The organism is Streptomyces sp. NBRC 109706 (genome assembly GCF_000974485.1).
GTDB lineage: Bacteria > Actinomycetota > Actinomycetes > Streptomycetales > Streptomycetaceae > Streptomyces.
In genome coordinates this window covers 574,290-599,993 of the sequence record NZ_BBOM01000004.1, presented here as the reverse complement: position 1 = coordinate 599,993, position 25,704 = coordinate 574,290, and the positions used below count along the sequence as shown (strand labels likewise).

Annotated in this window: 27 protein-coding genes; 11 read left to right on the top strand and 16 right to left on the bottom strand. The window is 71.2% G+C overall.

The genetic code is table 11. The annotated features are described in order from the left end of the window. Window position 1 precedes the first annotated feature (1 nt). Window positions 2-2,161 (bottom strand): glycoside hydrolase family 36 protein, encoded by a 2,160-nt coding sequence (locus AOM46_RS02325; protein WP_062204792.1) that lies wholly within the window; start codon window positions 2,159-2,161, stop codon window positions 2-4. Window positions 2,162-2,384: 223 nt separating this feature from the next. Next, window positions 2,385-2,981 carry a TetR/AcrR family transcriptional regulator gene (locus AOM46_RS02320; protein ID WP_062204788.1) on the bottom strand — a complete coding sequence of 199 codons (597 nt, stop codon included), beginning with the start codon at window positions 2,979-2,981 and terminating at the stop codon, window positions 2,385-2,387. 119 nt (window positions 2,982-3,100) lie between these two features. Here AOM46_RS02320 and AOM46_RS02315 point away from each other — a divergent pair, with 119 nt between their 5' ends. The 6 genes from AOM46_RS02315 to AOM46_RS02290 all read left to right on the top strand — a co-directional run bounded on the left by AOM46_RS02315 (window position 3,101) and on the right by AOM46_RS02290 (window position 8,467). Beyond that, the gene (locus tag AOM46_RS02315) at window positions 3,101-4,039 is read left to right on the top strand and encodes a chlorophyllase (RefSeq protein WP_062204783.1); all 939 of its coding nucleotides are present in this window, start codon (window positions 3,101-3,103) and stop codon (window positions 4,037-4,039) included. A gap of 47 nt (window positions 4,040-4,086) precedes the next feature. Beyond that, on the top strand, window positions 4,087-4,548 hold the full coding sequence (locus AOM46_RS02310) for a GNAT family N-acetyltransferase (RefSeq protein ID WP_062204781.1): 462 nt from the start codon (window positions 4,087-4,089) through the stop codon (window positions 4,546-4,548). Window positions 4,549-5,022: 474 nt separating this feature from the next. Further along, window positions 5,023-5,571, top strand: a complete 549-nt coding sequence (locus tag AOM46_RS02305) for a GNAT family N-acetyltransferase (RefSeq protein ID WP_062204777.1) — start codon at window positions 5,023-5,025, stop codon at window positions 5,569-5,571. Between the two features lie 62 nt (window positions 5,572-5,633). Next, complete coding sequence (locus tag AOM46_RS02300; RefSeq protein WP_370592637.1) at window positions 5,634-6,599, top strand: amino acid ABC transporter permease; 966 nt, start codon at window positions 5,634-5,636, stop codon at window positions 6,597-6,599. Then, on the top strand, window positions 6,596-7,366 hold the full coding sequence (locus AOM46_RS02295; protein WP_062204771.1) for an amino acid ABC transporter ATP-binding protein: 771 nt from the start codon (window positions 6,596-6,598) through the stop codon (window positions 7,364-7,366). The genes AOM46_RS02300 and AOM46_RS02295 overlap by 4 nt, the downstream gene beginning before the upstream one ends. A 111-nt stretch (window positions 7,367-7,477) precedes the next feature. Beyond that, complete coding sequence (locus AOM46_RS02290) at window positions 7,478-8,467, top strand: ABC transporter substrate-binding protein (RefSeq protein WP_062204769.1); 990 nt, start codon at window positions 7,478-7,480, stop codon at window positions 8,465-8,467. Window positions 8,468-8,550: 83 nt separating this feature from the next. On the opposite strand, the gene AOM46_RS31325 is transcribed toward AOM46_RS02290, so the two are convergent. Then, window positions 8,551-9,120, bottom strand: a complete 570-nt coding sequence (locus AOM46_RS31325) for a transglycosylase SLT domain-containing protein (protein WP_234313593.1) — start codon at window positions 9,118-9,120, stop codon at window positions 8,551-8,553. A gap of 566 nt (window positions 9,121-9,686) precedes the next feature. On the opposite strand from AOM46_RS31325, the gene AOM46_RS02280 reads away from it, so the two are divergent. Next, the gene (locus AOM46_RS02280) at window positions 9,687-10,997 is read left to right on the top strand and encodes a M14 family metallopeptidase (RefSeq protein ID WP_062204766.1); all 1,311 of its coding nucleotides are present in this window, start codon (window positions 9,687-9,689) and stop codon (window positions 10,995-10,997) included. Here AOM46_RS02280 and AOM46_RS02275 read toward each other — a convergent pair. Next, the gene (locus AOM46_RS02275; protein WP_062204763.1) at window positions 10,955-11,764 is read right to left on the bottom strand and encodes an ABC transporter ATP-binding protein; all 810 of its coding nucleotides are present in this window, start codon (window positions 11,762-11,764) and stop codon (window positions 10,955-10,957) included. The two genes, AOM46_RS02280 and AOM46_RS02275, sit on opposite strands and share 43 nt — an antisense overlap. A gap of 101 nt (window positions 11,765-11,865) precedes the next feature. After that, window positions 11,866-12,777 carry a DMT family transporter gene (locus AOM46_RS02270; RefSeq protein WP_067225834.1) on the bottom strand — a complete coding sequence of 304 codons (912 nt, stop codon included), beginning with the start codon at window positions 12,775-12,777 and terminating at the stop codon, window positions 11,866-11,868. Between the two features lie 110 nt (window positions 12,778-12,887). Between AOM46_RS02270 and AOM46_RS02265 the strand changes: the two genes are divergently transcribed. Continuing rightward, the gene (locus AOM46_RS02265) at window positions 12,888-13,790 is read left to right on the top strand and encodes a LysR family transcriptional regulator (RefSeq protein ID WP_062204760.1); all 903 of its coding nucleotides are present in this window, start codon (window positions 12,888-12,890) and stop codon (window positions 13,788-13,790) included. 81 nt (window positions 13,791-13,871) lie between these two features. On the opposite strand, the gene AOM46_RS02260 is transcribed toward AOM46_RS02265, so the two are convergent. Next, window positions 13,872-14,867, bottom strand: coding sequence for a zinc-dependent alcohol dehydrogenase family protein (locus AOM46_RS02260; RefSeq protein WP_062204757.1), 996 nt, complete (start codon window positions 14,865-14,867; stop codon window positions 13,872-13,874). Window positions 14,868-14,983: 116 nt separating this feature from the next. Between AOM46_RS02260 and AOM46_RS02255 the strand changes: the two genes are divergently transcribed. After that, on the top strand, window positions 14,984-15,601 hold the full coding sequence (locus AOM46_RS02255) for a TetR/AcrR family transcriptional regulator (protein WP_062204754.1): 618 nt from the start codon (window positions 14,984-14,986) through the stop codon (window positions 15,599-15,601). Here the strand turns inward: AOM46_RS02255 and AOM46_RS02250 are convergent. The 8 genes from AOM46_RS02250 to AOM46_RS02220 all read right to left on the bottom strand — a co-directional run bounded on the left by AOM46_RS02250 (window position 15,582) and on the right by AOM46_RS02220 (window position 19,292). After that, window positions 15,582-16,064, bottom strand: a complete 483-nt coding sequence (locus AOM46_RS02250) for a hypothetical protein (protein WP_062204752.1) — start codon at window positions 16,062-16,064, stop codon at window positions 15,582-15,584. The genes AOM46_RS02255 and AOM46_RS02250 overlap by 20 nt on opposite strands. Then, complete coding sequence (locus AOM46_RS02245; protein WP_062204749.1) at window positions 16,061-16,786, bottom strand: NIPSNAP family protein; 726 nt, start codon at window positions 16,784-16,786, stop codon at window positions 16,061-16,063. Before AOM46_RS02245 ends, AOM46_RS02250 begins: the two co-directional genes overlap by 4 nt. Window positions 16,787-16,873: 87 nt before the next feature. Then, complete coding sequence (locus AOM46_RS02240) at window positions 16,874-17,305, bottom strand: Rrf2 family transcriptional regulator (RefSeq protein WP_062204746.1); 432 nt, start codon at window positions 17,303-17,305, stop codon at window positions 16,874-16,876. A gap of 105 nt (window positions 17,306-17,410) precedes the next feature. Further along, on the bottom strand, window positions 17,411-17,779 hold the full coding sequence (locus AOM46_RS02235) for a hypothetical protein (protein ID WP_062204743.1): 369 nt from the start codon (window positions 17,777-17,779) through the stop codon (window positions 17,411-17,413). Window positions 17,780-17,800: 21 nt separating this feature from the next. Next, window positions 17,801-18,217 carry a hypothetical protein gene (locus AOM46_RS32975; RefSeq protein ID WP_062204739.1) on the bottom strand — a complete coding sequence of 139 codons (417 nt, stop codon included), beginning with the start codon at window positions 18,215-18,217 and terminating at the stop codon, window positions 17,801-17,803. Window positions 18,218-18,238: 21 nt separating this feature from the next. Next, window positions 18,239-18,571 (bottom strand): hypothetical protein, encoded by a 333-nt coding sequence (locus tag AOM46_RS32970; RefSeq protein WP_158920206.1) that lies wholly within the window; start codon window positions 18,569-18,571, stop codon window positions 18,239-18,241. A gap of 26 nt (window positions 18,572-18,597) precedes the next feature. After that, window positions 18,598-18,786 (bottom strand): hypothetical protein, encoded by a 189-nt coding sequence (locus tag AOM46_RS33780; RefSeq protein WP_158920204.1) that lies wholly within the window; start codon window positions 18,784-18,786, stop codon window positions 18,598-18,600. A gap of 272 nt (window positions 18,787-19,058) precedes the next feature. Beyond that, window positions 19,059-19,292: a hypothetical protein gene (locus AOM46_RS02220; RefSeq protein WP_062204733.1), complete on the bottom strand. Its 234-nt coding sequence runs from the start codon at window positions 19,290-19,292 to the stop codon at window positions 19,059-19,061. 157 nt (window positions 19,293-19,449) lie between these two features. On the opposite strand from AOM46_RS02220, the gene AOM46_RS02215 reads away from it, so the two are divergent. Then, window positions 19,450-20,619, top strand: coding sequence for a helix-turn-helix domain-containing protein (locus tag AOM46_RS02215; RefSeq protein ID WP_062204728.1), 1,170 nt, complete (start codon window positions 19,450-19,452; stop codon window positions 20,617-20,619). Window positions 20,620-20,628: 9 nt separating this feature from the next. Here the strand turns inward: AOM46_RS02215 and AOM46_RS31320 are convergent, their stop codons facing one another. Continuing rightward, window positions 20,629-22,407, bottom strand: coding sequence for a tetratricopeptide repeat protein (locus AOM46_RS31320; RefSeq protein ID WP_370592624.1), 1,779 nt, complete (start codon window positions 22,405-22,407; stop codon window positions 20,629-20,631). An 88-nt stretch (window positions 22,408-22,495) separates the two neighbouring features. Here AOM46_RS31320 and AOM46_RS02205 point away from each other — a divergent pair, with 88 nt between their 5' ends. Beyond that, the gene (locus tag AOM46_RS02205) at window positions 22,496-23,284 is read left to right on the top strand and encodes a hypothetical protein (RefSeq protein ID WP_062204725.1); all 789 of its coding nucleotides are present in this window, start codon (window positions 22,496-22,498) and stop codon (window positions 23,282-23,284) included. A 14-nt stretch (window positions 23,285-23,298) separates the two neighbouring features. Here AOM46_RS02205 and AOM46_RS33775 read toward each other — a convergent pair whose 3' ends face one another. Continuing rightward, window positions 23,299-25,635: a serine/threonine-protein kinase gene (locus AOM46_RS33775; protein WP_062204722.1), complete on the bottom strand. Its 2,337-nt coding sequence runs from the start codon at window positions 25,633-25,635 to the stop codon at window positions 23,299-23,301. Window positions 25,636-25,704: the final 69 nt, after the last annotated feature.

Below are 25,704 nucleotides of genomic sequence, written 5' to 3'. Positions count from 1 at the left end.
TTCAGCGGCGGCGCAGCCGGATCACCCGCGCGGTGGCGGCGGCATCGGCGGTCTCCGGGCTGGTCAGCCGCAGCACCCCGGAGTCGGCCGCCCAGTCCAGATCCCAGGTGGCGGCGCCGGCGCCCGGCCCTGGGAAAAGCACCTCGGGCAGCAGCTCGTCGCCGCGCGACGCCGGGACGGGGATGGTGAGTTCGCGGCTGGCGCCGGGCCGACGCCAGACGGTGAGCAGCAGTTCGGACTCCGGCGTCCGCAGCCCCGTCACCACCCAGGGCTCGTCGGTGCGGGCCAGGCCGAGCGGCCAGCACGGCACCGAACGGGCGATCGTCGCGCGCAGCTCCTTGTGCACCGCCACCGCCTCGCGCACCAGGGCGAGTTGGTCGGGCGTCATCCGGTTGAGGTAGCCGGAGAGGTAGAGCCGGCCCAGGATGCCGGTGGCCAGGGTGAACGCCGACTCCTCGACGGTCATCTCGGGTTGGGTGTAGGCCCAGTTGCCGGCCTGCTCGGGCAGCACGGACGCGGGCGCGGCCGCCGCGATGGGCGGGTAGCGCAGCGGGTCCTGCTGGTCGGAGGTGGACTGCAGATGGAGCCGGGAGAGCAGGGCGTAGTCCATCCGCATCGCGCCCGAGGCGCAGTTCTCGATCAGCAGCTCCGGATGGCGCGCCAACAGGGCGTCCAGCCAGTCGAGATGGGCCCGGTTGTGGTCGAGCAGCCCCTCCCCCGGGTCGGCGCCGCCGAGGTCGGTGCCGGGGCCGGGCATGATGTTGTAGTCGAACTTGAAGAACCCGACGCCGAACTCGTCGACCAGCCCGTCGACGATCGCGTCGACATGCGCCCTGGCCGCCGGATGCCGTAGGTCGAGGTGGTAGCGGCCGTGTTCGACGACGCGTTCGCCGCGCCGCTGGAAGAACGCGTCGGCCGGCAGCCGCTCGGCCATCGGGGAGCGGACGCCTACCACCTCGGGCTCAAGCCACAGCCCGGGCACCATGCCACGGTCCCTGATCCGGCCGGTGACCTCGCCGAGGCCGCCGGGGAAGCGGGTCGTCGACGGGCGCCATTCGCCGACGCTGTCCCACCAGTTGCCGCCCTCGTCGTACCAGCCGGCGTCCACACAGAAGTACTCGGCGCCGGCGTCGGCCGCCGCGTCGATCAGGGGCAGCAGCTTCTCCGTGCTCGGGCTCCCCATCAGGGTGTTCATATAGTCGTTGAAGATGACGGGGAGGCGTCGGGAGCGGCCCGCGCGCAGCGCCCGGCGCTGTGCGGTGAGGGCGGCGAAGGCCGCGTCGACGCCGCCGGCCGCGACCGCGAGGGACACCGGCACGGTGCGGAAGGCGCGTTCGGCGGAGACCACCGTGCTCCACTGGTGCTCGGCGTCGGTCGGGCCCAGCAGCGCCAGATAGGCGCCGATCCGCCGCTCGCCCAACTCCCAGTGCCAGGCGCCGTTGTGCTCGATCTGCCAGGCCAACGCCCAGGAGTCGTCGGCGGCGACGACGGCCCCCGTGGGCAGCCGCTCGCCGGTGGACCAGGAGCTGCGCGAGGTGACGGGGAAACGGCTGCGGGAGGCGTGGTGGTGCACCTCGGCATCGATGTCGACCAGCCCGGTGGCGCGCAGCGGCACCCGCCGCCAGCGGGATTCGGCCACCCAGTCGGAGTCGCCGTGCAGCACGTCGAGTTGGTCGACGCTCCGGCCCGAGTCGGCCAGGAAGGCGCCGGTCACCGCCGAGGAGACGGCCGTCAGCCGCAGCTCCCCGGCGCCGGCGAGTGTCACCTCCGTCCAGACCCGCACCGCCGGGGTGCCGGGGCTCGCCCGGAAGACCGAGGTGACCCGCAGACCCGTCGCCGAGTCGGCCTGCTCCACCCGTAGTTCGGCGTCCGAGCCGACGATGGTCTCGGCGTGCGAGAGATAGCGCAGCCGGGTGCCCAGGGTGGTGTCGGCGTAGCGGTGGCTGCCGGGGAACCTGCCGTGGCCGAGCGCCTGCAGCTCCACCAGCGGCGGGGCCGCGGCCTCGTCGATCTCCGGCGCCGGGGCCGCGTCGAGCGGGCGCAACGACAGCCAGCTGACCGGCAGTTCGCCGCCGATCCCGAGGATCAGCCGTACCGCGCCACCGCCCCAGGTCAGCCGCGTGCGGGGGGCGACGGGTGGGTTGGCGGTCTGCTCAGGCATGGGGACTTGCTCTCCGTGATGGCGCGCGGGGGCCGCTGCGGCCGGACAGGACGACCCATGGGCATGGGCTTTGAGGCAAAACCTACGCCGGTTGGGCAAGCCCTGTCCACGCCGCTTTCCTGTGCGAAATCCCGGACAAATCCCGGCAGCCGCAAGGCGGCGCGTCGGAGCAGGATTACGTCGCGAAATCACCCTCCGGGAGCCGGGAACGTCGCCGCCACCGTCAGTCGACCGGGGAGCGGCGCAGCCCCCGAAGGAGCGGTTCGATCAGCCGGCGGGGGTCGTACTCCGGGTCGTCGTCCCGTCCGACGCAGAGGTTGCCGATGCCACGCATCAGCTCATAGGGCCGGACGCCCGGTCTGATCTCGCCGGCCGCGACCGAGGCGTCGAGCAGTTCGGCGCAGACGGGCAGCAGCCGGTCCAGGAAGTGGGTGTGCAGCGCGGCGAAGCGGTCGCTGTCGGACCGCAGGGCGTCGGCGAGCCCGTGCTTGGTGACCAGGAAGTCGACAAAGAGGTCGACCCACCGGCCCAGCGCCTCGGCCGGCGAAGCGGCCTCGGCCAACAGCCTCGGACCGGCCTCGGCACAGGCCTCGATCTGGTGCCGGTAGACGGCGGTGACCAGCTCCGCCCGGGTCGGGAAGTGACGGTAGAGCGTCCCGAGGCCCACGCCGGCCCGGGCCGCGATCTCCCGGATCGGCGCGTCGACCCCGGAGGCGACGAACGCCTCGGCGGCGGCGTCGAGCAGTATCCGCCGGTTCCGCACCGCATCCGCCCGCCTGCCCCGGGCGGGGACCCCCTCGGATCGATCCGCAGTGGACACCAGATTCTCCTCCCGGCCGGACGTTTGACTAAACGGATCGGCGATCCGTATCTTCGTAATCGGAACAACGATCCGCTTGCACCCTAGCCGACCGCGGCCATCAGAAGGGCACGCCCACCATGACCGAAGCCACCGCACCCACCCCCGTCCTCTCCGTCAGCCCCGTGGTACTGCCGACCCCCGACCGGGCGGTGGACCTCCAGCTGCGGATCTCCGCGCCCGTCACCGGAAGCGAACTGCCGATCATCCTGCTCTCGCACGGTCTGGGCTTCTCCCACCACCTCTCCTCCCTCAACGGCTACGCCCCGCTCGCCAACTACTGGGCGGCGCACGGCTTTGTCGTGATCCAGCCGACCCATCTGGACTCCAGGACGCTGAGCCCCGATCCCGCCGCCCCCGGATCCGGCGCGCACTGGCGCACCAGGGCCGAGGACATGACGCGCGTCCTCGACGGGCTCGACGCCATCGAGGCCGCCGTCCCCCAGCTCGCCGGCCGGCTCGACCGGGATCGGGTCGCGGTCGCCGGGCACTCGATGGGCGGACACACCGCGAGCCTGCTGCTGGGCGCCCGGCTCACCGACCCGGCCGACGGAACGGAGGTGGACCTGGCCGATCCCCGGATCAGGGCGGGTGTGCTGCTCGCCGCACCGGGGCGGGGCGGGGACGCCCTCACCGAGTTCACCGTCGAGCACTACCCCTTCTTCCTGACCACGGACTTCTCCACGATGACGACGCCCGCGCTGGTGGTCGCCGGCGACCGGGACGACTCCGCCTTTCTGACGGTCGCGGGCCCGGAGTGGCACACCGACCCCTACGCCCTCGCCCCCGGACCCAAGTCCCTGCTCACCCTGTTCGGCGCGGAGCACGGGCTCGGCGGGATCTCCGGCTACGACGTCGCCGAGACCACGGACGAGAACCCGGAACGGGTCGCCGCCGTCGCCCGGCTGACCTGGGCCTATCTGCGCGGCGAGCTCTACCCGACGGATCCCGCCTGGCGGACGGAACGTGCGGCGCTGGCGTCCGCGACCGACCCGCTCGGCCGGATCGACGCCAAGTAGCTCGCCGAGAACCGCCATTGTCAGTGGCGGGTGACAGACTCCGCCATATGAACGAAAAGGTGTCGCTGCGCGACGTTCGACCGGCCGACCTGGAGGTGTTCCACCGCCAGGAGATCGATCCCGAGTCCGCGCGGCGGGCGAACTTCCCGCCCAGGGAGCGCGAGGTCTTCATGAACCACTGGAAGACCAGGGTCCTCGGGGACCCCACGGTCCTGGTCCGGGCCATCACCGTCGACGGCGTGCTGGCGGGCAACGCCGTCGCCTGGTGGGACGAGGACCGCCGCTTCCTCGGCTACTGGCTGGGCCGGGAGTACTGGGGCCGAGGCATCGGCACCCGCGCGCTGGAGCTCTTCCTCGCCGAGGAGAAGACCCGCCCGCTGCACGCCGATCCGTTTGTCGAGAACGTCGGCTCCGTGCGGCTGCTGGAGAAGCACGGCTTCCGGCGCGCCGGCACGCTCAGGTACGACGAGCACGAGCACCTGCTGCTGATACTCGACGAGAGCCGCTGACGGCTCTCCCCCCTTTCCCGCATCAGTCCGCGCGCATCGGTCCCCCCACATCGGTTCCCGCGCATCGGTCGCCGCGCATCGGTCGCCCTCCCCTGTTGACTAGGTGCCGTGCTTACGGTCAACTAGTCGACGTGAGCGTCGGGTTGGCCTTGATCACGCGTGACCACATCGACCTGGGTCGAGTGTGGTCGGCGTCCTGTCCGCGCTGATGCCCCAGGCGCCCCGCCGGCTGAGCCGGCCGCGCGTCTGACTCTCTCCCGCTAGTTCTCCTCGCTCCGCCCCGCCGCCGGGCCGTCCCTTGCCCTGCCGCCGCGCGGAGCCCCCGCGCCACCCTCCGACGACCGTCGCATCGCGCTGACGGGCGCGCCCGGCCCCGGCCGGCCCGCCCGTCCGCCGCGTCCGCCACGGCGTGCGCCCCCGCGCCTGGAGGGTCGGCCGCCCCGCCGTCGCCCACCCCTGAGCGAAGGACATGCGATGTCGTCTCTTTCCGCCCATGAGTTGACCGTCACCTCGGTGCGCCTGTCCGATCCGCTGACCCTTCCGCTGCTGCGCGAGCTGGAGCACGAGTACACCTCCCGGTACGGCGCGGCCGCCAACGGCGAGATGAGCCGCTATCCCGAGGCCGAGTTCGCCCCACCCGACGGCCTGCTGCTGCTCCTGCTCCACGAGGGCAACGCCGTCGCCGGCGGCGCCTACCGGCGCTATGACGCCCACACCGCCGAGCTCAAACGCATCTGGACGCACTCCGCGCACCGCCGCCAGGGGCTGGCCCGCCGCGTGGTCGCCGAGCTGGAGCGTGCCGCCGCCCGGCACTACCGGCGCATCCGGCTGACCACGGGCCCCCGGCAGCCCGAGGCCAGGCTGCTCTATCTCGACTCCGGCTACACCCCGCTGTTCGACGTCACGGCGGACCCGGAAACGCTCCCCTACCTCCCCTTCGAGAAGCACCTCGTCCCCGCACCCCCCGTCCCGCACCACGACCAGCGGCGAAGCGACCGCTCCTACCGCCCGGAGGCACCGTGAACAGCGCGCCCCCCGCCGCCCCCGTCCCCGCCCAACGCGCCGCGCCGGACGACCCCGACGAGCTGTCGAGGCTGACGGTGGTGCCGGCCCGCTACTACGGCCGCTGGCTGGCCGGGACCGCCACCCTGGTGCTGGTCGCGCAGTTCGGCTACGGCCTGGCCACCAACCCCGGCTGGGACTGGTCGACCTTCGTCGACTACCTGTTCGCCGAAAGCGTGCTCAAGGCGGTCTGGCTCACCGTCCAACTCACCTTCTACGGCACGGCGTTGGGGTTCACCCTCGGGGTGCTGCTGGCCGTGATGCGGCTCTCCAGCAGCCCGGTGCTGCGCGGCGTGGCCTGGACCTATATCTGGGCCTTCCGCTCGATACCGCTGATCGTGCAGCTGCTGTTCTGGTTCAACCTCGCCTATCTCTACCAGGAGTTGGGCTTCGGCATACCGTTCGGCCCGGTCTTCTGGACCTTCGAGACCATGCATCTGATCGGGCCGATCACCGCCGCCGTCATCGGCCTGGCCCTGCACCAGGCCGCCTATGCGGCGGAGATCGTGCGCGGCGGCATCATCGCCGTCGACCCGGGCCAGCGCGAGGCGGCGGCCGCCCTCGGACTGCCCAAGCTGCGACAGTTCCGCCGGATCGTGCTGCCGCAGGCCATGCGCGGCATCCTGCCCAACGCGGCCAACGAGATCATCAGCCTCTTCAAGGGCACCTCCATCGTCTCGGTGATGGCGGTGGGCGAGCTGTTCTACCAGGTGCAGGTGATCTACGGGCGCAACGGGCGGGTGGTGCCGCTGCTGATGGTGGCCACCGTCTGGTACATCCTGCTGACCACCGTGCTCTCCGTCGCCCAGCACTATGTGGAGCGCCGCTTCGCCAGGGGCGCCGAGCGGCAGCCGACCCCCGGCGCGCTGGAGCGACTGCGCAACCGACCACCCCGGCTCCCCCGCCCGCCCCGCGCCGCGCGCAGGCTCAGACCGCCGGGAGCCGCCGACCCCCTGAGCGCGGGACCGGAGAAGGGGGCCGGACGATGAGCGGCGCGACCCCCATGGTCGAGGTGCGCGGGGTGACCAAGAGCTTCGGCGCGGTCGAGGTGCTGCACGGCATCGACCTCCGGGTGCGGCCGGGCGAGGTGACCGTGATCCTCGGCCCCTCGGGCTCCGGCAAGTCCACCCTGCTGCGCGCCATCAACCATCTGGAACCCCCGGACGCCGGCCTGGTCCGCGTCGACGGGGAGGTCATCGGCTACCGGCGCAGCGGAGACCGCCTGTACGAGCTGAAGGAACGCGCGGTGCTGCGGCAGCGGGCGCATATCGGCTTCGTGTTCCAGAACTTCCATCTGTTCCCGCATCTCACCGCCCTGGAGAACGTGGCCGAAGCCCCGATCGCCGCGCTGCGCCGGCCACGCGCCGAGGCCCGTCGGCAGGCCGCCGAGCTGCTGGACCTCGTCGGCCTCGGCGACCGGCTGGACGCCTATCCGCGCCAGCTGTCCGGCGGCCAGCAGCAGCGGGTCGCGATAGCCCGCGCCCTGAGCCAGACCCCGAAGGTGCTGCTCTTCGACGAGCCCACCTCCGCGCTCGACCCGGAGCTGGTGGGCGAGGTGCTGACCGTCATCCGGGATCTGGCCAGGGGCGGCACCACGATGATCGTGGTCACCCACGAGATCGGCTTCGCACGCGAGATCGCCGACACCGTGGTCTTCATGGACCAGGGCCAGATCGTCGAACAGGGCCCGCCCGGCGCCGTGTTGGACGCCCCCGCCCAGGAACGCACCCGCACCTTCCTCGCCCAGGTCCGCTGACCCACCCGCGCCGTTCTCCTTCCCCGTCCCCACGTCCCCCCGTCTCCGTTCCCCGTCCCCCATTCCCTGTCCCCATTCCCTGTCCCCATTCCCGTGATGAAACGAGGCCCCATGGATCCCCGCCCGACGCGTGCCCCCAGATCGCTCGCGGTCATCGCCTTCGCCGCCGTCCTGCTGCTGGCCGGCTGTGCCGACCCCGAGGACGCCGGCGTGGAGCCGGCGGCGGGCGACGACGACGCCTCGCCGGGCCTGGAGGTCAACCTCAGCCCCGAGCAGGACCGGATCAGCACCGAGGCCGTGCCCGAGATCGCCGCGCTGGTCCCCGAGGAGATACGGGAGCGCGGCACCCTTGAGGTGGTCAACTCCGCCGGCACCGTGCCGCCGCTGTCCTTCTACGCCACCGACGACCGGACGGTGATCGGTGTGGAGACCGATATCGCCTCGCTGGTCGCCGACGTGCTGGACCTGGAGATCAACTACAACGTCGTGGACTGGGCGAACATCTTCGTCGGCCTCGACAGCGGCCGCTACGACGTGGGCTTCAGCAATATCACCGTCACCGAGGAGCGCAAGGAGAAGTACGACTTCGCCACCTACCGGCTGGACAACATCGCCTTCGAGACCCTGGTGGGCGGCGACTGGCGCGTCGAGGGCCCCGAGGACGTGGCGGGCCGCACCATCGGCGTCGGCTCCGGCACCAACCAGGAGGCGATCCTGATCAGCTGGAGCGAGCAGAACGAGGCGGCCGGCCTGGAACCCACCGACATCCGTTACTACCAGAACTCGACCGACTACTATCTGGCGCTCTCCTCGGGCCGTCTCGACGCCTATCTCGGCCCCAACCCCAGCGCCGCCTATCACGCCAGGGTCACCGGCGAGACGGAGATCATCGGCAGCTTCTCCGGCGCCGGAGACGGCCTCCAGGGCGAGATAGCGGCCACCACCCAGCGCGGCAACGGCCTCGTCGAGGCCCTGCACGCGGCGCTCGGCGAGGTGATCGAGAACGGCACCTATGCCGAGGTGCTGGACCGCTGGGGCCTGTCCGACGAGGCGATCGAGGCCTCCGAGATCAACCCGCCGGGGCTGCCGCCCACCGAGTGACCGACCGAGCGACCAAGCACACACGACGGCGAGCCCCGCCGGGGGGCGGGGCTCGCTGGTCGGTGGCCGACTACTCGCTCTGGTCAGTACGCGCTGTCGACGTTGTCCATCGAGCCGTACCGGTCGGCCGCGTAGTTACAGGCAGCCGCGATATTGGCAACCGGGTCGTAGATGTTCTCGCTGGTCCCCTCGACGTGGTACTGCTCAAACGTCGGATCGATCACCTGCAGCAGACCCTTGGACGGAATGTCCTGCTCCGCGTTCGTGTCCCACAGGTTGATCGTCAGCGGATCACCACTCGACTCCCGCATCAGATTCCGATGAATACCCTCATAGCTGGCCGGAATACCCTCATCCTCCAGCACCTCAAGAGCCTCCCGAATCCACCCGTCGATCTCCTCATCCGAAGCCGGCTCCGGCGTCGGCTGCTCAGCCTTAGGAATCACCACCAGCGAACCATCATCGTGGTACTCCTCACCACGACCCTCATCCTCATCAAACCCATCAGCCACACCATCAACATCGCCCGACCCAGCCTCCTCAGCCTTCTCGGGCTTGTCATCGGCAGGCTTCTCGGGCTTCTCAGCGGCCGGCGCGTCACCCTCACCAGCACCCTCAGCGCCCTCGTCGTCCCCGTCGGCCGTGACCGTCATGGGCTGACCCAACGGACCATCCCCACCCTCGGGAGCGAACGCCGCAGGAGCCGACGTACCCTCCGCCGCCCGAGCCGCACCCACACCCTCGGCCTCAGCAGCCATCGCAGAGGTGGCGAAAGGCAACGACAGCGCCGTAGCACCCACCGTCACCAGACCAGCCATCACGACCGGACGAACAACGCGAGCACCCGCACCGTGCGTAGAAACAGTCATGGTCGTAACCTCCCGAAACCCCGTACGAAGACCACCGCCCAAACGCGGCGAGCAGCCAACATGCACCCCACCCCACCCCCAACACAAGCCCCTGACCTGCGAAGACACCTCGTAGACCAGGACAGAAGTCCCACCCCCACACCCCACCCCACCCCCCGAACCACGCCCCAACCCACACCCCCACCACCCACCACCCCACCTCGCACACGACCAAAGTCCCGTAACCGCCATCACAATCCGGGACCCCACACCCCCACCCCAGAGCAACCGCACAGATACTCCACGTAGACCATATTGACCTGCGCATGCCATTTTCGCGATCATGGCGCCACCCCACTCTGGAGACGCGCATGCGCAGAATCCCGCGCGGCAGGCGGACCGCCATCGCCGCAACCGTTCTCACCCTCACCCTGGCCCTCGCCTCCGGCGGCGCCCTGGCCAACGCCGCCCCTGACGAGACAGAGCCGACCGCGACCACCGTCCGGCAGTACGAGGTCGACGGCGTGGCCACGGCCGTCGAGCGGACGGACCTGGCCCGAACCGGCACCGCGATCGACGAGGTACGCGACTCGTCCGTCGTCATCACCACCGACCAGGCCCACGCCGAGCGGCTGGCCGAGCTGGGCTACCGGCTGACGGCCCTCACCGCGCCCTCCGTACGCGGCGACGACTTCCGCATCGCCGCCCCGGAGGACTACCACACCTATGCCGAGGCGCTGGCCACCGTCGACCAGCTGGAGGCCGGCTATCCGGACCTGGTCAGCAGCCAGGTGATCGGCGAGTCCTACGAGGGCCGCGACATCGTCGCCGTCAAGGTCAGCGCGAACGTGACCGTCGACGAGGACGAGCCCGAGGTGCTGTTCACCGCCAACCAGCACGCCAGGGAGCATCTGACCGTCGAGATGGCGCTCTACACCCTCGGCGAGCTGACCTCCCAGTACGGCACCGACCCCGAGATCACCGCCCTCCTCGACAGCCGCGAGGTCTGGGTGATCCCCACGGTGAACCCGGACGGCAAGATCTACGACCAGGAGTCCGGCTCGTTCCGCAGCTGGCGCAAGAACCGGCAGCCCAACGCCGGCTCGTCCGCCATCGGCACCGATCTGAACCGGAACTGGGCCTACGAGTGGGGCTGCTGCGGCGGCTCGTCCAGCTCGCCGAGCAGCGACACCTACCGTGGTTCCGGGCCCGAGTCGGGCCCCGAGACGGCCGTCGTGGCCGACTTCGTGCGCGGCCGGGTGGTCGGCGGCGAGCAGCAGATCACCGCGCATATCGACTTCCACACCTACGGTGAGCTGGTGCTGTGGCCCTATGGCTACACCTACTCCGACACCGCGCCCGGGCTGACGGCCGACGACGCGGCGGCGTTCGAGGCGCTGGGCACGGAGCTGGCCGACACCAACGGCTACACCCCGCAGCAGTCGAGCGACCTCTATATCACCGACGGTTCGATCAACGACTGGCTCTGGGCCGACCAGGGGATCTTCTCGTTCACCTTCGAGATGTACCCGACGTCCCAGCTGGGCGGCGGGTTCTATCCGCCCGGGAGCGTGATCGACCGGGAGACCAGCCGCAACCGGGAGGCCGTGCTGACGCTGCTGGACTACGCGGACTGCGCCTATCGGGCCGCGGGTCTGGAAGCGGAGTACTGCGCCAGCTGACCGCCCCCACCGGCGCCATGACCGGCGCCATGACCGGCCGCCGCGCCAGGCCGGTCATGGCGCCGCTCCCCGACTCCCCCCGGCGGCCGGCGGTGGACGCGTTCCGGGGTGCCCTGCCGCACCACCCGGCCGTCGCGCAGCACCGCCACCCGGTCCCCGACCGAATGCGCCTCCCGCCAGTCGTGGGTCACCAGGATCGCGGTGCTGCCCATCGCGGCCAGGGCCCGCCGGATATCGTTGCGCAGCCCCACCCGCAGCGCGCTGTCCACCGTCTCGAACGGCTCGTCCAGCAGCACCAGCGCCGGATGCGGCACCAACACCCGGGCCAGCGCGACGCGTTGACGTTGACCGCCGGTCAGCTCGTAGGGCATGCGGCCCCCGAACCCGTCGAGGCCCACCAGCGCCAGCGACTCCTCGATCCTGGCCCGCCGGTCGACGCGCTTGACCCGGCTCAGGCCGAAGGCGATATTGCGCTCGACGCTCAGGTGCGGGAAGAGCGCGCCCTCCTGGCCGACGATGCCGATGCCCCGCTTCTCCGGCGGCACCCGCACCCCGGGCGCGGAGACGGTGCGGCCGTTGACGGTGACGGTCCCGCCGGTGGGCGTCAGAAAGCCGGCGATGATCCGCAGCAGCGTCGTCTTGCCGGCGCCCGAGGCGCCCAGCACGGCGGTGAGTTCGCCGCCGGCGACCTCCAGATCGAGACCGCGCAGCACGGGCTCGTCCGGTTCGTAGGCCATGGTCAGCCCTCGGACGGAGAGCGCCGTCACCAGTGGGGCCTTCCGACGTTCACCCGACAAAACGCCACCAGGGGACTCCCGTTCGCTCGGAACCAGCCAACCAGGCATCCCATTATTAAGGTTAGCCTTACCTAACCGTCAAGGGGGCGCGCCCGATCCGCCGATCGCGAGGGAACGGGCACCGGCGGCCGACGCCGGGTCAACGCGACCCCCACCAGCACGGCACCCATCCCCACCAACACCCGCACCCCCGGCCGCTCGTCGAGAACCAGCGCGCCGAGCGCCACCGAGACCGGCGGCAGCAGATAGCCGACCGTCGCCGCGTTCACCGCACCCTCGTCGGCGATGATCCGATAGGTGAGGTGGAACGTCAGCCCGGTGGCGAAGATCCCGAGGACCACCAGGGCCAGCAGCGCGGTGCCGCCCGGCCGGGGCAGCGTGAGGCCGCCGACGGGCAACGCGAACAGGGACCAGCCGGTGGCCGCGATCAGCTGCGCGGCGGAGAGCACGATGGTGGGGATGCCCCGGCCGACCAGATGGCGGCCCAGATAGGCGAACGCGACGGCATAACTCCCCGCCGCGACCAGGATCAGCAGCGCGCCCCCACCGGCCGAACCCGTCCCCCGCCAGGGCGCGAAGATGACCACCGTGCCCGCGAAGCCCAGCAGCAGCCCACCGACCCTCGCCGGCTGACCGCCGCGCTCGGCGCCGATGGCCAGCGCGATGGCGAACGCCCAGAGCGGCGTGGTCGCGTTGAGAACCCCGGCAAGCCCCGAGTCCACCCGCTGCTGCCCCAGGCTGAAGAGAAGGAACGGCAGCGCGTTGCAGAGAAACGCGCCCACCACGATATGGCGCCAGACCGACCGGTCGCGGGGCAGCCGACGCCCGCCGGCGAAGCACGCGACCGTCAACACCAGCGCACCCAAGGCGCTGCGCACAAAGGTGACTTGGGACGGCGGGAAGTCCCGCAGCGCCAGCTCGGTCCAGAGGAACGTCGACCCCCAGAGCAGCGCGAGCACGCCCACCCTTATCCACGGTTTCACGGTCCCTCTCCCCCTCGCCCGGCCCCGGTGGCCGCCATGCCCTCACCATCGCCCGGCGTGAGCCAACAGGACAAGCGAAAGGTTCTATGGTTGGCGTTAAGCTCTGCTTCATGCTCGACGTGCGAAGGATGCAGATCCTGCGGGCGGTGATCAGCAGCGGCACGGTGACCGCTGCCGCCGCCCACCTCGGCTACACCCCCTCTGCGGTGAGCCAGCAGATCGCGGTGCTGGAGAGACAGGCCGGCGTCCCCCTGCTGGAACGGACCGGACGCGGGGTGCGCGCGACGGCCGCCGGCCGGCTGCTCAGCGAGCACGCCGGCCTGCTGAGCCGGGGCGTCGCTGCGGCCGAGACCGCCCTGGCCGATCTCAAGGCCGGCCGCACCGGCCATCTCGCCATCCGCTACTTCACCTCGTCCGGCGCCGCGCTCGTCGCCCCCGCCCTGGCCCGTCTGCGCGGCGAGCACCCCGGGGTGCGGATCGACCTGGAGCTGATCGACGATCCGGCCGGCTCACTCGCCGAGGTCGAAAGGGGCCACGCCGATCTGGCCCTGATCGTCGGCCACCCCGGCCGCCCCCGCGAGGGCGTGCGGCTGGAACGGCTCCTGGACGACACGTTCGCTGCCGTGCTCCCCGCCGACCACCCGCTCGCCACCCGACGAGCGCTGGAGCTGGCCGAGTTGGCGACGGAACCCTGGGTGGCCAGCGAACGGCCGGGCCCCTGCCTCGACCCCCTGCTCGACGCCTGCGCGGCGGCCGGCTTCGCGCCCGACTTCGGGGTGCGCAGCGAGGACCATATGACGGCCCAGGGCTTTGTCGCCGCCGGCCTGGGCATCGGCGTGCTCCCCCGACTCGGTCTGGTCAACCGGCATCCGGACATCGTCATCCGACCGATCGAGAACCCCGAACCGGTCCGCACCGTCCACGCCGCCATCCGCGAGGTCTCCCTCGCCCAACCCGCCGTCACCGCCCTGCTGAACGCACTCCGCGAACACGCCCAGGCGGACGCGGCCTAGCCGACGCGGCCTGGCCGACCGGGGCGTGCGGGGTCGCGCACGCGCATCGCGCGGAGGGAAGGGCCCCGCCCTCGCCACCGTTCACGCCACGGCGGCGCCGGTCCCGATGATCTTTCCGTGGGCCCGCTGGCCCCGCTGCAGGTAGCGGTGGGCCTCGGCGATCTCGTCCAGCGCGAATACCTTGTCGACCGCGGGATCCAGCGCACCCGCGCGCAGGCCGGCGAAGAGGAACGCCGCGATGCGCCGCACGGATTCGGGGTCGAGGGTGTGCTCGAAGCTCATGTACCGGTGGATGGTGATGGCCTGCGAGGGATAGGGGGCGGGGCGCGGGTCGAGCCATCCCACGGTGACCAGGGTGCCGGTGATCTGCCTGGCCGCCCTGGCCAGTTCGGCGAGGCCGGGGCCCATGACGGAGTCGAGAATGATGTCGGCGCCGACGCCGCCCGTGTGCCGGAGGGCGGCCTCGACGATGTCCTCCTGGTCCGTGGCGATGACGGCGGAGGCGCCCGCGGCGAAGAGCGCGTCCTTCTTGGCGGTACGCCGGGTCACCGCGATGGGGACGGCGCCGATCCGGCGGGCGATCTGGATCGCCGCGAGGCCGACGGTGCCGGAGGCGGCGGTGATCAGGACATGGTCGCCCGGCCGCATCCCGGCCTTCTCCACCAGCGCGCCATAGGCGGTGGAGTAGGCGACCCACAGGGCGGCCGCCTTCACGGGGTCCAGCCCCGCCGGACGCTTGACGACCCGTGCGGCCGGCAGCACGGTGTAGTCGGCGTAGGTGCCGTTGGACGTCATGTCGGGCACGGCGGTGACAAGAACGGCGTCGCCGACGCCGAGCCCGTCGACGCCGGAGCCCACCGCGTCGACGATGCCCGTCCCCTCGCAGCCCAGCCGGGCGTGCGGGAGTCGGATCGGCATGGGGGCGGCGCCGGAGCGTGTCAGTTCGTCCAGTCGGTTGACGGCGAACGCCTCGATCCTGACGCGTACCTCTCCGGGCCCCGGATCACCGACCGGCTCCTCGACGACGCGCAGCACTTCCGGGCCGCCGGTCTCATCGAAAACAACAACTCGCGCCATGACATGACTCCCTCCGACGGCGCGGCACCACCCCGTTCGGTGGCACCGCTTGCCGACCCCCCTCATTCTTTGTACAGTCGTTCTAGTAAGTCAAGCGGAAGCATCAGGAGGCAGCGATGGCAGGCCGGCCGGTGGATCACGAACGGCGCGCCGAGCTGCTTGACCGCGTGGTGGACTACACGGTCGAGCACGGATTCAACGACCTCTCGTGGCGCCCCATCGCCGCCGCTCTGGATGTATCGCCCACCACGCTGGTGCACCGCTTCGGGTCGAAGGAGCAGATGCTCCAAGCCGTCCTCGAACGTTTGCGGGAGCGCATCTTCGAAGCCACCGACGCGGCGACGACCGGCCGGCGGCCCGGCCTCGCCGAGGCGGCGCGCGCGGTCTGGGAGCGGACGTCCTCCCCGGAGCGGGACGCCGAGTTCAGGCTGTTCTTCGCCGTCTACGGCCGCGCGCTGCAGGCCCCCGGGCAGTTCTCCGACTTCCTGGACCATGTCGTCACCGACTGGATGAACTCCCTGCGCGACGCGCAAGGGCCGCACACCGATCCGGCGGCGGCCACCCGCGAGGCCACCCTCGTCATCGCGACGATCCGCGGCCTGCTCCTCGACCTCCTGGCCACCGGCGACCGGGCCAGGGTCCAGGAAGCGGCGGAACACTTCCTCTCGGGACTCCCGGGCAACCCCGGGCGCCCCGCCCCGGTCCGCCCCGGTGCTACGGGGATTCCCGCCTGAGGTCCATGGTCCAGTTGGTGCGCCAACTGGCCCCGCCGTCATAGGAGAACGCCTGCTCCCAGCGCGGACCGTGCGCCGGCCGCGCCGTCCACCGGAAGCGGACCCCGACCCGCCGCCCGCCGAGAACGTCATCGCAGAAGAACCGGCCGACGCCGTCGGTGAACGAACCCTCCATCGCGGGGTCCAGATGTCCGGGGCGACCGCTGGAAGCCCACCAGATGCGCCATACCCCCGCCGCCGGGTCGAACTGCCGCAGGGTGAAGCCCTCGAAGGAGTCGGCCCGGATCCGGTCCACATGGCCGAGACCGCCGAATATCGGCTCCACCGCCGAGGCCGCGTCGAACTCGATCCACTCCTCGCAGGCCGGATCGACCACATCCACCAGTTTGCGGTTGCGCACCCGCCAGCGGCCGAAGAGGAAGTCGAAGTCGGAACGCCCGTCGGCGGGCGGATCGGAACTCATCGCAGCGTGGACCTTTCCGTGGGGACCAGCCGCAGCCGTTGCAGAACCCTGGGCCACCGTTCGGAACCCGCCGCCGACCGGTCGAGCCGCCGCAGGTGGTCGTCGAGATCGCGTTCGTCGCCGAACCTGGCGAACCGGACGACGACCTCCTCGCCCGTTCGCACCGGCAATGCCGGGAAGGTGTTCCGGGCGTGCTCCGACCGCAGACACGCCAGCGGTTCGCCGCCGCTCTCGGCCAGCAGCGGGCGCAGCCGCCGTTCGAACGAGGCGTCGCCGTCGCCACCGTTGTCGCCGTTGTCGCCGTTGTCGCCGTGGCAGACGGTGGCGAGGATGAGCGACGAGGCCCGGGGTGCCGGCTCGCCGGGCGCCGGTCGGGGGCCGGCCGGCGGCGGGAACCCGCCGTCGGGCGAGGCCGGCCGCAGCAGAAGCACATCGTCGGAGTCGACCATCGTCGCGTTCGCCCGGTCGCGGTGCTCGCGCCAGACCGGCCCACCGTAGAAGTCCTCCAGCGCCTTGCAACGACCCGCCATGTCCGCGAAGCCGCGAAGCCAGACGAAGCGGTCGGGGTCGTCCAGATCGCGAAACTGCCCCAGGACGGTCGCGCCCACGGCCTCCTGCGACTCGACGAACTCCCGGTCGAACAGCTCGATCAGCTCATCCCGCCGCCCCGGGTGCAGCGTGTACTGCCGCAACTCGACGACGGGACATCGTGGTACGTCCATCAGGCTCGCTCACCTTCGACAGCTGAAACAGTTTTTGTTACAACAAGGGGCGCGGGTAACGAAGGTCCGATCAACGGACAGGTTCGCTCAGTTCGCCGCCAACGTGTCGCGCAGGACGTCGGCGATCGAGGTCTCCGCCAACTCCTGGCGCATGACGCGTTCGACCCGGCCATAGACCTCGCTCAACGCGGGGCGGACCCCCCGGCCGACCGGGCACTCCAGATTGGGCTCGCTGCGGTGCAGCCCGAACGGCGGCTGCGCGTCGACCGCGTCATACACCTCAAGCAGGGTGATCTCCGCCGGCTCGCGGGCCAGGCTCCAGCCCGCGCCGGCACCGTGGCGGACCTCGACCAGACCCGCCCGCCGCAGATCGCCGAGGCTGCGCCGGATGATCACGGCATTGGTGTTGACGCTGGCCGCCACCTGCTCCGAGGTGAGCACGTCCTGCCCCCGCCGCCGCGCCAGCGCCATCCAGGCCAACGCGTGCGTGGCAATGGTCAATCGACTGTTCGCCGCCATCAATCCCCCTCCCTGCTGCAACAGTTTCTGTTACAGCCCCCGGCGGGGTCAAGGGCCCGCACCAAAGGGCCGACCATGATCCATGGCCGGCCCCCGGCACCGCCCTCAGTTGACGGGGAGACGGATGCTGACGCCGGTCTCGGCGGCGTCGAGGGCTTCCTGGACGGCGGCGTTGTCAGTGAGGGAGGTGACCGGTGCCCAGCGGGCGTTGGGGCTGGTGTCCTCGGTGGCGTCGGGGACGGTGTCGAGCGTTCCCCCGTCCAGCACCCACAACTCGCCGTGGTCGGTGGTGGGTTGGACGGTCCAGGCGCGGGTGATGTCGGTGAGGTGGCCGGTCTGGCGGGCGAGGGTGAGCCGTCCGGTGAGGGCGAGGTCGCCGTGGTTGGGGACGGTGGCCTGCGGTAGCTCGTCGCGGTGGAGGAGGGCGTATCCGTTGCGGGTGGTGACGAGGACGATGAGGGTCTGCTGTGCCATGTGCTTTTCTCTGTTCCTGTTCTAGGTGTAGGCGGCGTCGGGGCGTTCGCCGTTGACGAGGACGGGTACGCGGCGTCGTTGGGCGGCGGCGGTGAGGGCGTTGCGGATGATGGGGGGTGGTTCGTGGAGTTCGCGGAGTGGGAGCCAGGCGGCGTTGGTGGGGAGGTGTTTGTGTGCGCCGGCGGGGATGGTGGGGGTGTGTCCGCCGTCCAGGACGTAGGTGAGGGTGTTGGTGGGGTGGTGGGTGAGGCTGATGGCGTAGGCGTCGGTGACGCATCGGTCGTAGCCGGTGGTGTCCATCAGCGTTTCGCGTGCGGTGAGGACGGGGCAGCGGCCGGGTGGGATGGTGCCGTGGGGCAGTGTCCAGCCGTCCGTGCCCTGGACCATCAGCAGGTGCCCGTCCCGGGTGGTGGCCAGGACCATGAAGGTGATGAGCATGAAGTTGTTTGTCCTTGTTGCTTAGTTGAGGGAGATGAAATAGCCGGTCAGGGCGGTAAACAGACACATCAGCCCGACGAACGCCGGCCCGAATGCGCGGTCCAGAAACGCGATCACGGGCTTTCGCGGCGGCGTTTGGTTCTCGTCCTCGTGCCGGCGGCGCACGACGCGCCAGTGCTTCTCCGCCCGCGCGAGAAACAGGTCGTGGTCCGGATGTTGGGCCGTGTGTTGAACGGTCCAAACCGCAACGGGCTTCGCGTCGTCGTCGAAGAGCGGGGAGCGGGCCTCGCAGACCATGCACTCCACGCCGTATATCCCGGTCGGCGCCCCTGGCCCGAGTTCGTCGGTGAGCACCCAGTCCGCACCCTTGATGATCGGGGTCACGGCAATTCACCACTCTTGGTCTGGTAGTTGACCTCGCTGGCGGTATTGATCCTGCGGAGCCTGGCCCGCAACTGCGCGTGTCGGTCGGCGTCCTGCTCCACTTCCGTGGAATCGGCCGGCGTCGCGGATTTCCCCATGTCGGCAATCGCCACCGGCAGCGGTTCCTCGTCTGATGAACTGGTCAATGTGGTTCACCCTCTCGTGCAATGGAGAGCCCTTTGGGGGCCTCGTGTGGGAGCGGCAGTGCTTCACTCTTCGGTGGACGGTTGTGACCGAGGCACCAGTAGTTCGTCTCCCGCCGGGAAGCGAGCCGAGCCGCCTTCCTCCCAGGTGAGGACCACGGCTAGACCACCCAATGGCCCTCGGGCCGTACTGGTTTCCGCGACGGTGCGCCACTGCCCCGCGTACCCGACAACATCGCCCGGAACGACGACTGCGGCGCGTTTCGTCGGCCAGGTCAGCCGTTCGGGGCGACCGGGAGGATGGACTCCGGAAGGGTTTCCCACTCAGTACCGCCCCCCTTCGGCCGCAAATAGACGGTTGTGCCCATGGGCCGCCCGTCTACCCCTCGCTCGATCAGTGCACCCTTGATCTCCCCGATGCGGCCGGCGCTCGTGTCCTCGACCACCGTTCCCACCGGATAGGGCGGCTCGCAGTGTTCGAGCAACGTCTTCTCACGTGTCGATGCCATGAGTCCTCGTTCCACCTGTGCACCCGTGTCTCACCCAAGAGAACTGCTCTGGCTGGCAACGAACTTGCACAGCACATGCACAGGGAGCGAGTGGGCCGGTGCTGAGGGTGAGACGATTGGGGGACGTTATTCGAGACGAGCGGGGAAGGCACACCTCATGAGCGTGACCAAGATTCCCGGTCCTGGGGCGAATGTAGCTGTCTGTCGTAAGTCACGCGGTTTGAGTCAGGTAGCTCTCGCCCGTAAGGCCGGCATGTCGGTTTCGCTGCTGAGCAAGATCGAGATCGGGGATCGCGCTCTGACGCAGGGCATGGCCGCCGCGTTGGCCCAGGCCATGGGGTTGACGCTTGATGAACTACTGGGCACGGCCCCCGTCACGCGGGGTAATGCGGACAGTCTGACCGCGCTGAACCATGCCATTCGACGCTTTGACATCCCCGATTCGCCTCCTGCGCACCCCGAGGACCTGCCGCAGAAGCTGGCCGAGCTGAATGAGCACCGTCACCGGACACAGTTGGGTGCGGTCCTTCAGAAGCTTCCCGATGTGCTTGCCGACGGGACCAACCACGCGCATGCCACGCAGTCACCCGATGCCTGGGAGCGGGTCGCCGATACCTACAGCGTCGTGTACTGGCTGGCGGCGCGGCATCGCTGGATGCATCTGGCGGAGTTGGCCGTCATCAAGCAGCGGCTCGCCGCCGAACGGGCCCGGCCGATCGCCGCCACGGTGGCGGCCCGTGACGAGGCCGGCGCGTTCCTCAACTCGGGGGATTTCGCCGGCGGGTTGGCCGTCGTCGACCGTGCCGTCGTCGAGGCGGAAGCGACGCTTCGAGGGCGTGACCGTGCCTATGGCCTGGGCATCCTGCACCTGCGCGGGCTCACCCTTGCTGGCCGGATCAAGGACCAGCGGACGGCGCAGCGGCATATCGACGCCGCTTGGCGGGCGGCGGACGAGTTCCCCGAGGACATCGCCGACCACGGCATCCACTTCGGTCCGGAGAACACCGCCGTGCATGTCATCTCCACCGCGTCCGATATGGAGGAGTACCGCGACGCGCTGAGGACCGCCGACGATCTGTTGCGGACGGGCACATCGTTGCCCGCGACCAGGATCGGGCCGCTGCATATGAGCCTGAGCCGATCGCATCTCGCCCTGGGGGACCGGGAGGCCGCCCTCGCATCGCTCGAAGAGGCGTGGGACGTCGCGCCCGAAATGGCTCGGGTGCATCCGACGAGTCAGGAACTCGTCCGCGTGCTCACCTCGTTGCACCGCCGCAGCAACCCCCGGCTGACGCGCCTGGCCAGGCGCGCGGGGGTCGCGTTCTGACGGCTGGTGTCACCGCCCCGGGGCAGCGCCGTGTTCGGCCGCCCGTTTCAGGTACTGGGCGTGCTTGTCTCGGGCGGAGCGGGTGCGGGGGTGGTCGGCGCCGAGGGCGCGTGACTGGTCGGTGGCGACGTCGCCCATCAGGCGGGCGGCCTCGGCGTGCCGTCCCAGCTCGGCGACGTAGAACGCGTGGCTGAAGCGGGACGCCAGAGTTGAGGGGTGGTCGGCGCCGAGAACGCGTACCCGGGCGTCGGCGACCTCGCCCATCACGCGGGCGGCCTCGGCATGCCGGCCCAACTCGCCTATGTAGAAGGCATGCTGGTGGCGGGAGGCCAGGGTCACCAGGTGGTCGGCGCCGAGGACGCGTGCGCGGTCGGCGGCGACCTCGCCCATCAGGGGTGCGGCCTCGACATACCTCTTCAACTCGCCCACATAGAACGCGTGGTTGTAGCGGGAGGTCAGGGTGCCGGGGTGGTCGGGGCCGAAGACCCGGGTCTGATCGGAGGCGACCTCCGCCATCAGGCCGGCGGCCTCGGCGTGCCGCCCCAACTGACCGACGTAGAAGGCGTGGCTGTAGCGCGAGGCCAGGGTCCTGGGGTGGTCGGCGCCGAGAACGCGCACCCGGGCGGCGGCGACCTCGCCCATCAGCCGCTCCGCCTCGGCGAAACGGCCCGACTCCCCCGTGTAGAAGGCGTGTTCATGGCGGGAGGACAGCGTTGCGGGGTCGTCGGCGCCGAGGGCGCGTGCCTGGTCGGCGGCGACCTCGGCTATCAGGCGTGCCGCCTCGGCGTGGTTGCCGGCCTGGCCGGCCTGTCGGGCCTCTTCGGAACGGCGGGACAGATCCGCGCCGGGGGCGGCGGGCTGCTCGTAGGGCGTCGTGGGGGGTGTGGTGGGGGGTGTGGTCGGGGGGCGGATGAGGGTGGTCACGGCGGCGGGCCAGGGGGAGGCGTCCGGCGGGGTCCAGTGGGTGGTGATCCGTTCCAGCAGTTGGGGGAGCGTGGGCCGGTCGGCGGGGTTCTTGGCCAGGCATGCCACCACCAACTCGCGCAACGGGCCGTTCAGCGTTCCCAGTTGTGGCTCGCCGGAGATGACGCGGTGGACGACCGCGAGCGGTGGGCCCTGGCCGAACGGCTCGACGCCGGTGGCGGCGAAGGCGATCACGGCGCCGTAGGCGAACACATCGCTGGGCGGGCCCAGTTCCCAGCCGTCGGCCTGTTCGGGGGACATGAAGCCGGGGGTGCCGAACACCGTGCCCGTGCCGGTGAGGGAGGTGCCCTCAACGGTGCGGACGATGCCGAAGTCGATCACCCGGGGTCCGTCCGCCGCCACCAGCACGTTCGACGGTTTGAGATCGCGGTGGAGCAGGCCGGCGGCGTGAATGGCCTGCAGGGCCTCCGCCAGACCGGCCGCCAGCGCCCAGACCGATCCCTCCGGCAGCGGGCCGGCCTCGGCCACGGCTCTGGCCAGGTCGGGCCCGGGTATGTAGACGGTCGCGATCCACGGCCGGTCGTCGTCCGGCCCGGCCGCCACCACGGGGGCGGTGAACGCCCCGCTGACCGAGCTGGCGGCGGCGACCTCGCGGCCGAAACGGGCCCGGAACTCCGGCTGCCGCGCCAGATGCGGGTACACCATCTTGACCGCCACCTCCCGCCCGCCCGGCGACCGGCCCAGAAACACCTCGCCCATGCCGCCGGCGCCCAGCCGACCGCGCAGCACAAAGCCACCCACCCGCTCCGGGTCCCCCGCCCCCAACGGCTCCACGCCGCCCCCCTCCGACTGCGACTGCAGCACCGACTACGGCTCCGACTACAACACCGACTACAACGGCGGGTCCTACCCAACCACCCCACGCTGACAGTCGCTGCGGCAGCATACGGGGATGGACCGTTTCGTCAGACCGCTGTGGGCGGTTGTCGTGCTGCTCGGGGTCGGGCTGGTTGTCGGCGGCATGGTGGCGCAGGCCGTCGGTGGGGGTGAGGGAGTCGACCACCGGCCGGCGTTGGTGGGAATCGTGCTGGTGGTGGTCTGGCTGGTCGCCCGGGTGGTGAGGGGCCGGGAGCTGGATCTGCCGAAGGGGGGCGGGCCGGGGCGGGCCGTCGGCCGGGCGCTGGTGCTGGCGCTGGGGTTGCTGCTCGCCGTCTATCCGTCCAGGGAGGCGATCGTCGATCGTGTGGAGGCGATCGGCGACGAGAAGCCCGCCGTCCCCATCCACGAACCGGAGGCGCTGGAGGCCGCGTTGGCGGCGCTCAGCGACCGTGCCGGGCATCGGCAGGCCACGGAGGTGACGATCAGCACGGCGGCGGTATGGGCGCATATGCCGATCGAACCGGGCGAGCGGTGGGTGCGTCTGTGGGGCTATCAGCAGGGCGACGTGACCGAGGCGGGGCGCGGCAACGACGCCATCCAACCGCTCTCGGCCGACGGGCAGTTCTCGTTGGACGAGGTGGCGTGGGACGAGATCCAGCCCGCGTTCGAACGGGCGAGGGCGGAGTTTGTCGCCGAGAACGGGGAGGAACCGGCCGGGTACAGCGAGATCCATGTCCGGCGTGTCCGGGGCGACGGCCCCGGGAACGGGCCACTGCGGATCGATTTCGGCTTTGTGGGCGACGGGCGTTGGCACTACTCGATGGACGCCGACGGCAGCGGACTGGCGCGCGACCCGGGCTGAGCCCCGGTCGCCCCTCAGCCCGTGGGGAGTTCGGTGCTGATGACGTCCCCGTTCTGGTAGAAGATGTGCAGGATGCCGCCGTGGGCGATGGCGAGCGGGTCGTGGGCGGTGCCGCCCCGGACCGCGCCGAGCCAGTCCTCGGGGAGTTCCGGAGGGCCGAGGAGTTCGCCGTCGGAGAGCCGGTAGATGTCCAACTGGCCGAGCCCCGACGCCAGTAGGAGGTCCCCGGTGGCCACGAGGTCGCTGTGGTAGTAGAAGTCCTCCGCCGGGGCGGTCCACATCGCGATGCCGGTCCGCAGGCCCCGGGCCGTCACCACCTCGGGGTCCGAGCGGTCGATCCCGATGCCGTGTTCGCCGGAGACCGGCTCCACGCCGGACGGCAGTATCAGGGGCTCCCATGTCTCGATGTCCCAGAGGGAACCGGTCCCCCCGCTGCCGAGGGCTTCCGAGCAGTACACCAGGCCGTCCGCCAGCAGCCAGGTCGAGCAGGCCCCGCTGGCACCTTCCACCGGTTCGCCGGTGGCGGCGTCCAACACCTCGCCGGAGGCGATGCCGCTCTCCAGGAAGATCCTGCCGCCGGCCAGCCGCATGGACTGCGGGTAGGCACCGGTGACCTCCCGCTCCCACAGCCGTTCGCCATCCTCCTCCTGGAACGCGCGGAACAGCATGCTGAACGAGGAGCCCACGCCGGCGTCGCCGAAGTAGCTGACATAGACGACGCCTCCCTCGACGACGACCCGCCCGACGGTATAGCCGGGCGGGCCCGTCAGCACGGTCTCGACCTCGTCGTCGACGGCTCGCACCCGGACGACGTCCACGCCGTTCACCAGGTAGACGAAGCCGCCGCTCACCGTGGGCGCGCCGAAGCCCTGCTGGGACTGCCACGCGTCGCGGGTGATCTCCTCGCCGTTCGCGGCGTTCAGCACCCTCACCTGCCGGCTCTCGCCGTTGTCCACCAGGCAGGAGATCAACTCGTGGCTGACGGAGCAGCTGTCCGGCAGTCCGTCCAGCTGAGCCTGCCAGGGGGCCCAGCCCTCCGGGCGGAGGGCGGGGTCGGTGGGCGCGGGCAGGGCGACAAAGGGGCGCATCTCCGATGTGACGGGGTGGATGGCGAAGGTGTTGCGGAAGAACTCGGCGGATGTGGGCTGTGGTTCGGCCGGCGTCCCGTCACCGTTCTCGCCGCCCTCGCCGGTCTCGCCGTTCTGGTCGTCGGATGTCTCGGTGGGCGCGGCCGTTTCCCTGTCGTTGTCGGAGTCGCCGCCGAACAGCAGGAGCCCGGCGAGGAGTCCACCGGCCGCTGCCAGCGCGGCGCCGCCGACGAGCAGCAGCGGCACGCGGCGCCGGCGGCCGCCGTGCGCCGCCGTGGTCGCCTCCGGGGCGGGACCAGGAACGGAAGGGGGGCCGGGCGGCGCGGACATGGTGTCCAGCGCGGACGGCGGCGCCGGCGCCTGGGCCAGCACCCGGGCCAGCTCGGCGGCGTGCCCGTCGATCACCTCACCCACCGGGGCGGGCCACGGGAACGCAGCGCTCGCACGGGGATCCGTCAACCGCTCGACGAGTTCGGCGGGTTCGGGCCGGTCGTCGGGGGCGGCGCGCAGGCAGGCGGCCAGGATCTCCCGCAACTCCTCGGGGACGGCGGTGAGATCGGCCTGGGCCCGGCTGATGCGCAGCAGGACGGCGGCGGTCTCCTCGTCGTGGAAGGGGCTGCGGCCGGTCGCGGCGAAGCACAGCACCGCGCCGAGGCAGAAGACGTCGGAGGGGGCGGCCGTCGGGCTGTCGGCCCGGACCTGTTCCGGCGACATGAAGCCGGGCGAGCCGACCAGCATGCCGGTGGCGGTGAGGGCGGTGGCGTCGGCGGCCCTGGCGATGCCGAAGTCGATCAGCCGGGGTCCTTCGGCGCCCAACAGCACATTGCCCGGCTTCACATCACGGTGCACAAGACCGACGCCGTGCACAGCGGCCAACGCCCGCGCCAGATCGACGCCCAGGCGTCGCACCACCGGCACCGGGAACGGGCCGCACCGGGCGACCGCCGCGTGGAGCGTCGGGCCCGGCACATACTCCGTCGCCAGCCAGGGCGGGTCGGCGTCCGGATCGGCGTCCAACAGGGCGGTGGTGTAGGGGCCGCTGACCGCGCGGGCCGCCGCCGTCTCGCGCCGGAAACGCGTCCGGAAGTCGTGGTCGGCGCCCAGTTCGGGCAGCATGGTCTTCACGGCGGCCAGCTCGCCGCCGGGGTCGGCGGCGTCCCGGCGCGCCAGATAGACCTCGCCCATGCCGCCGGCGCCGAGCCGGGCCAGCAGCTGGTAGGGGCCGACCCACGCCGGGTCGTGTGGCGTCAGTGCTTCCAGCATCCCGCTTCTCCTCCGGACCGACCTCGCTCGCTTTGCCCGCCCCACCGGCCGCCCGTCGCGGGGCCGTCG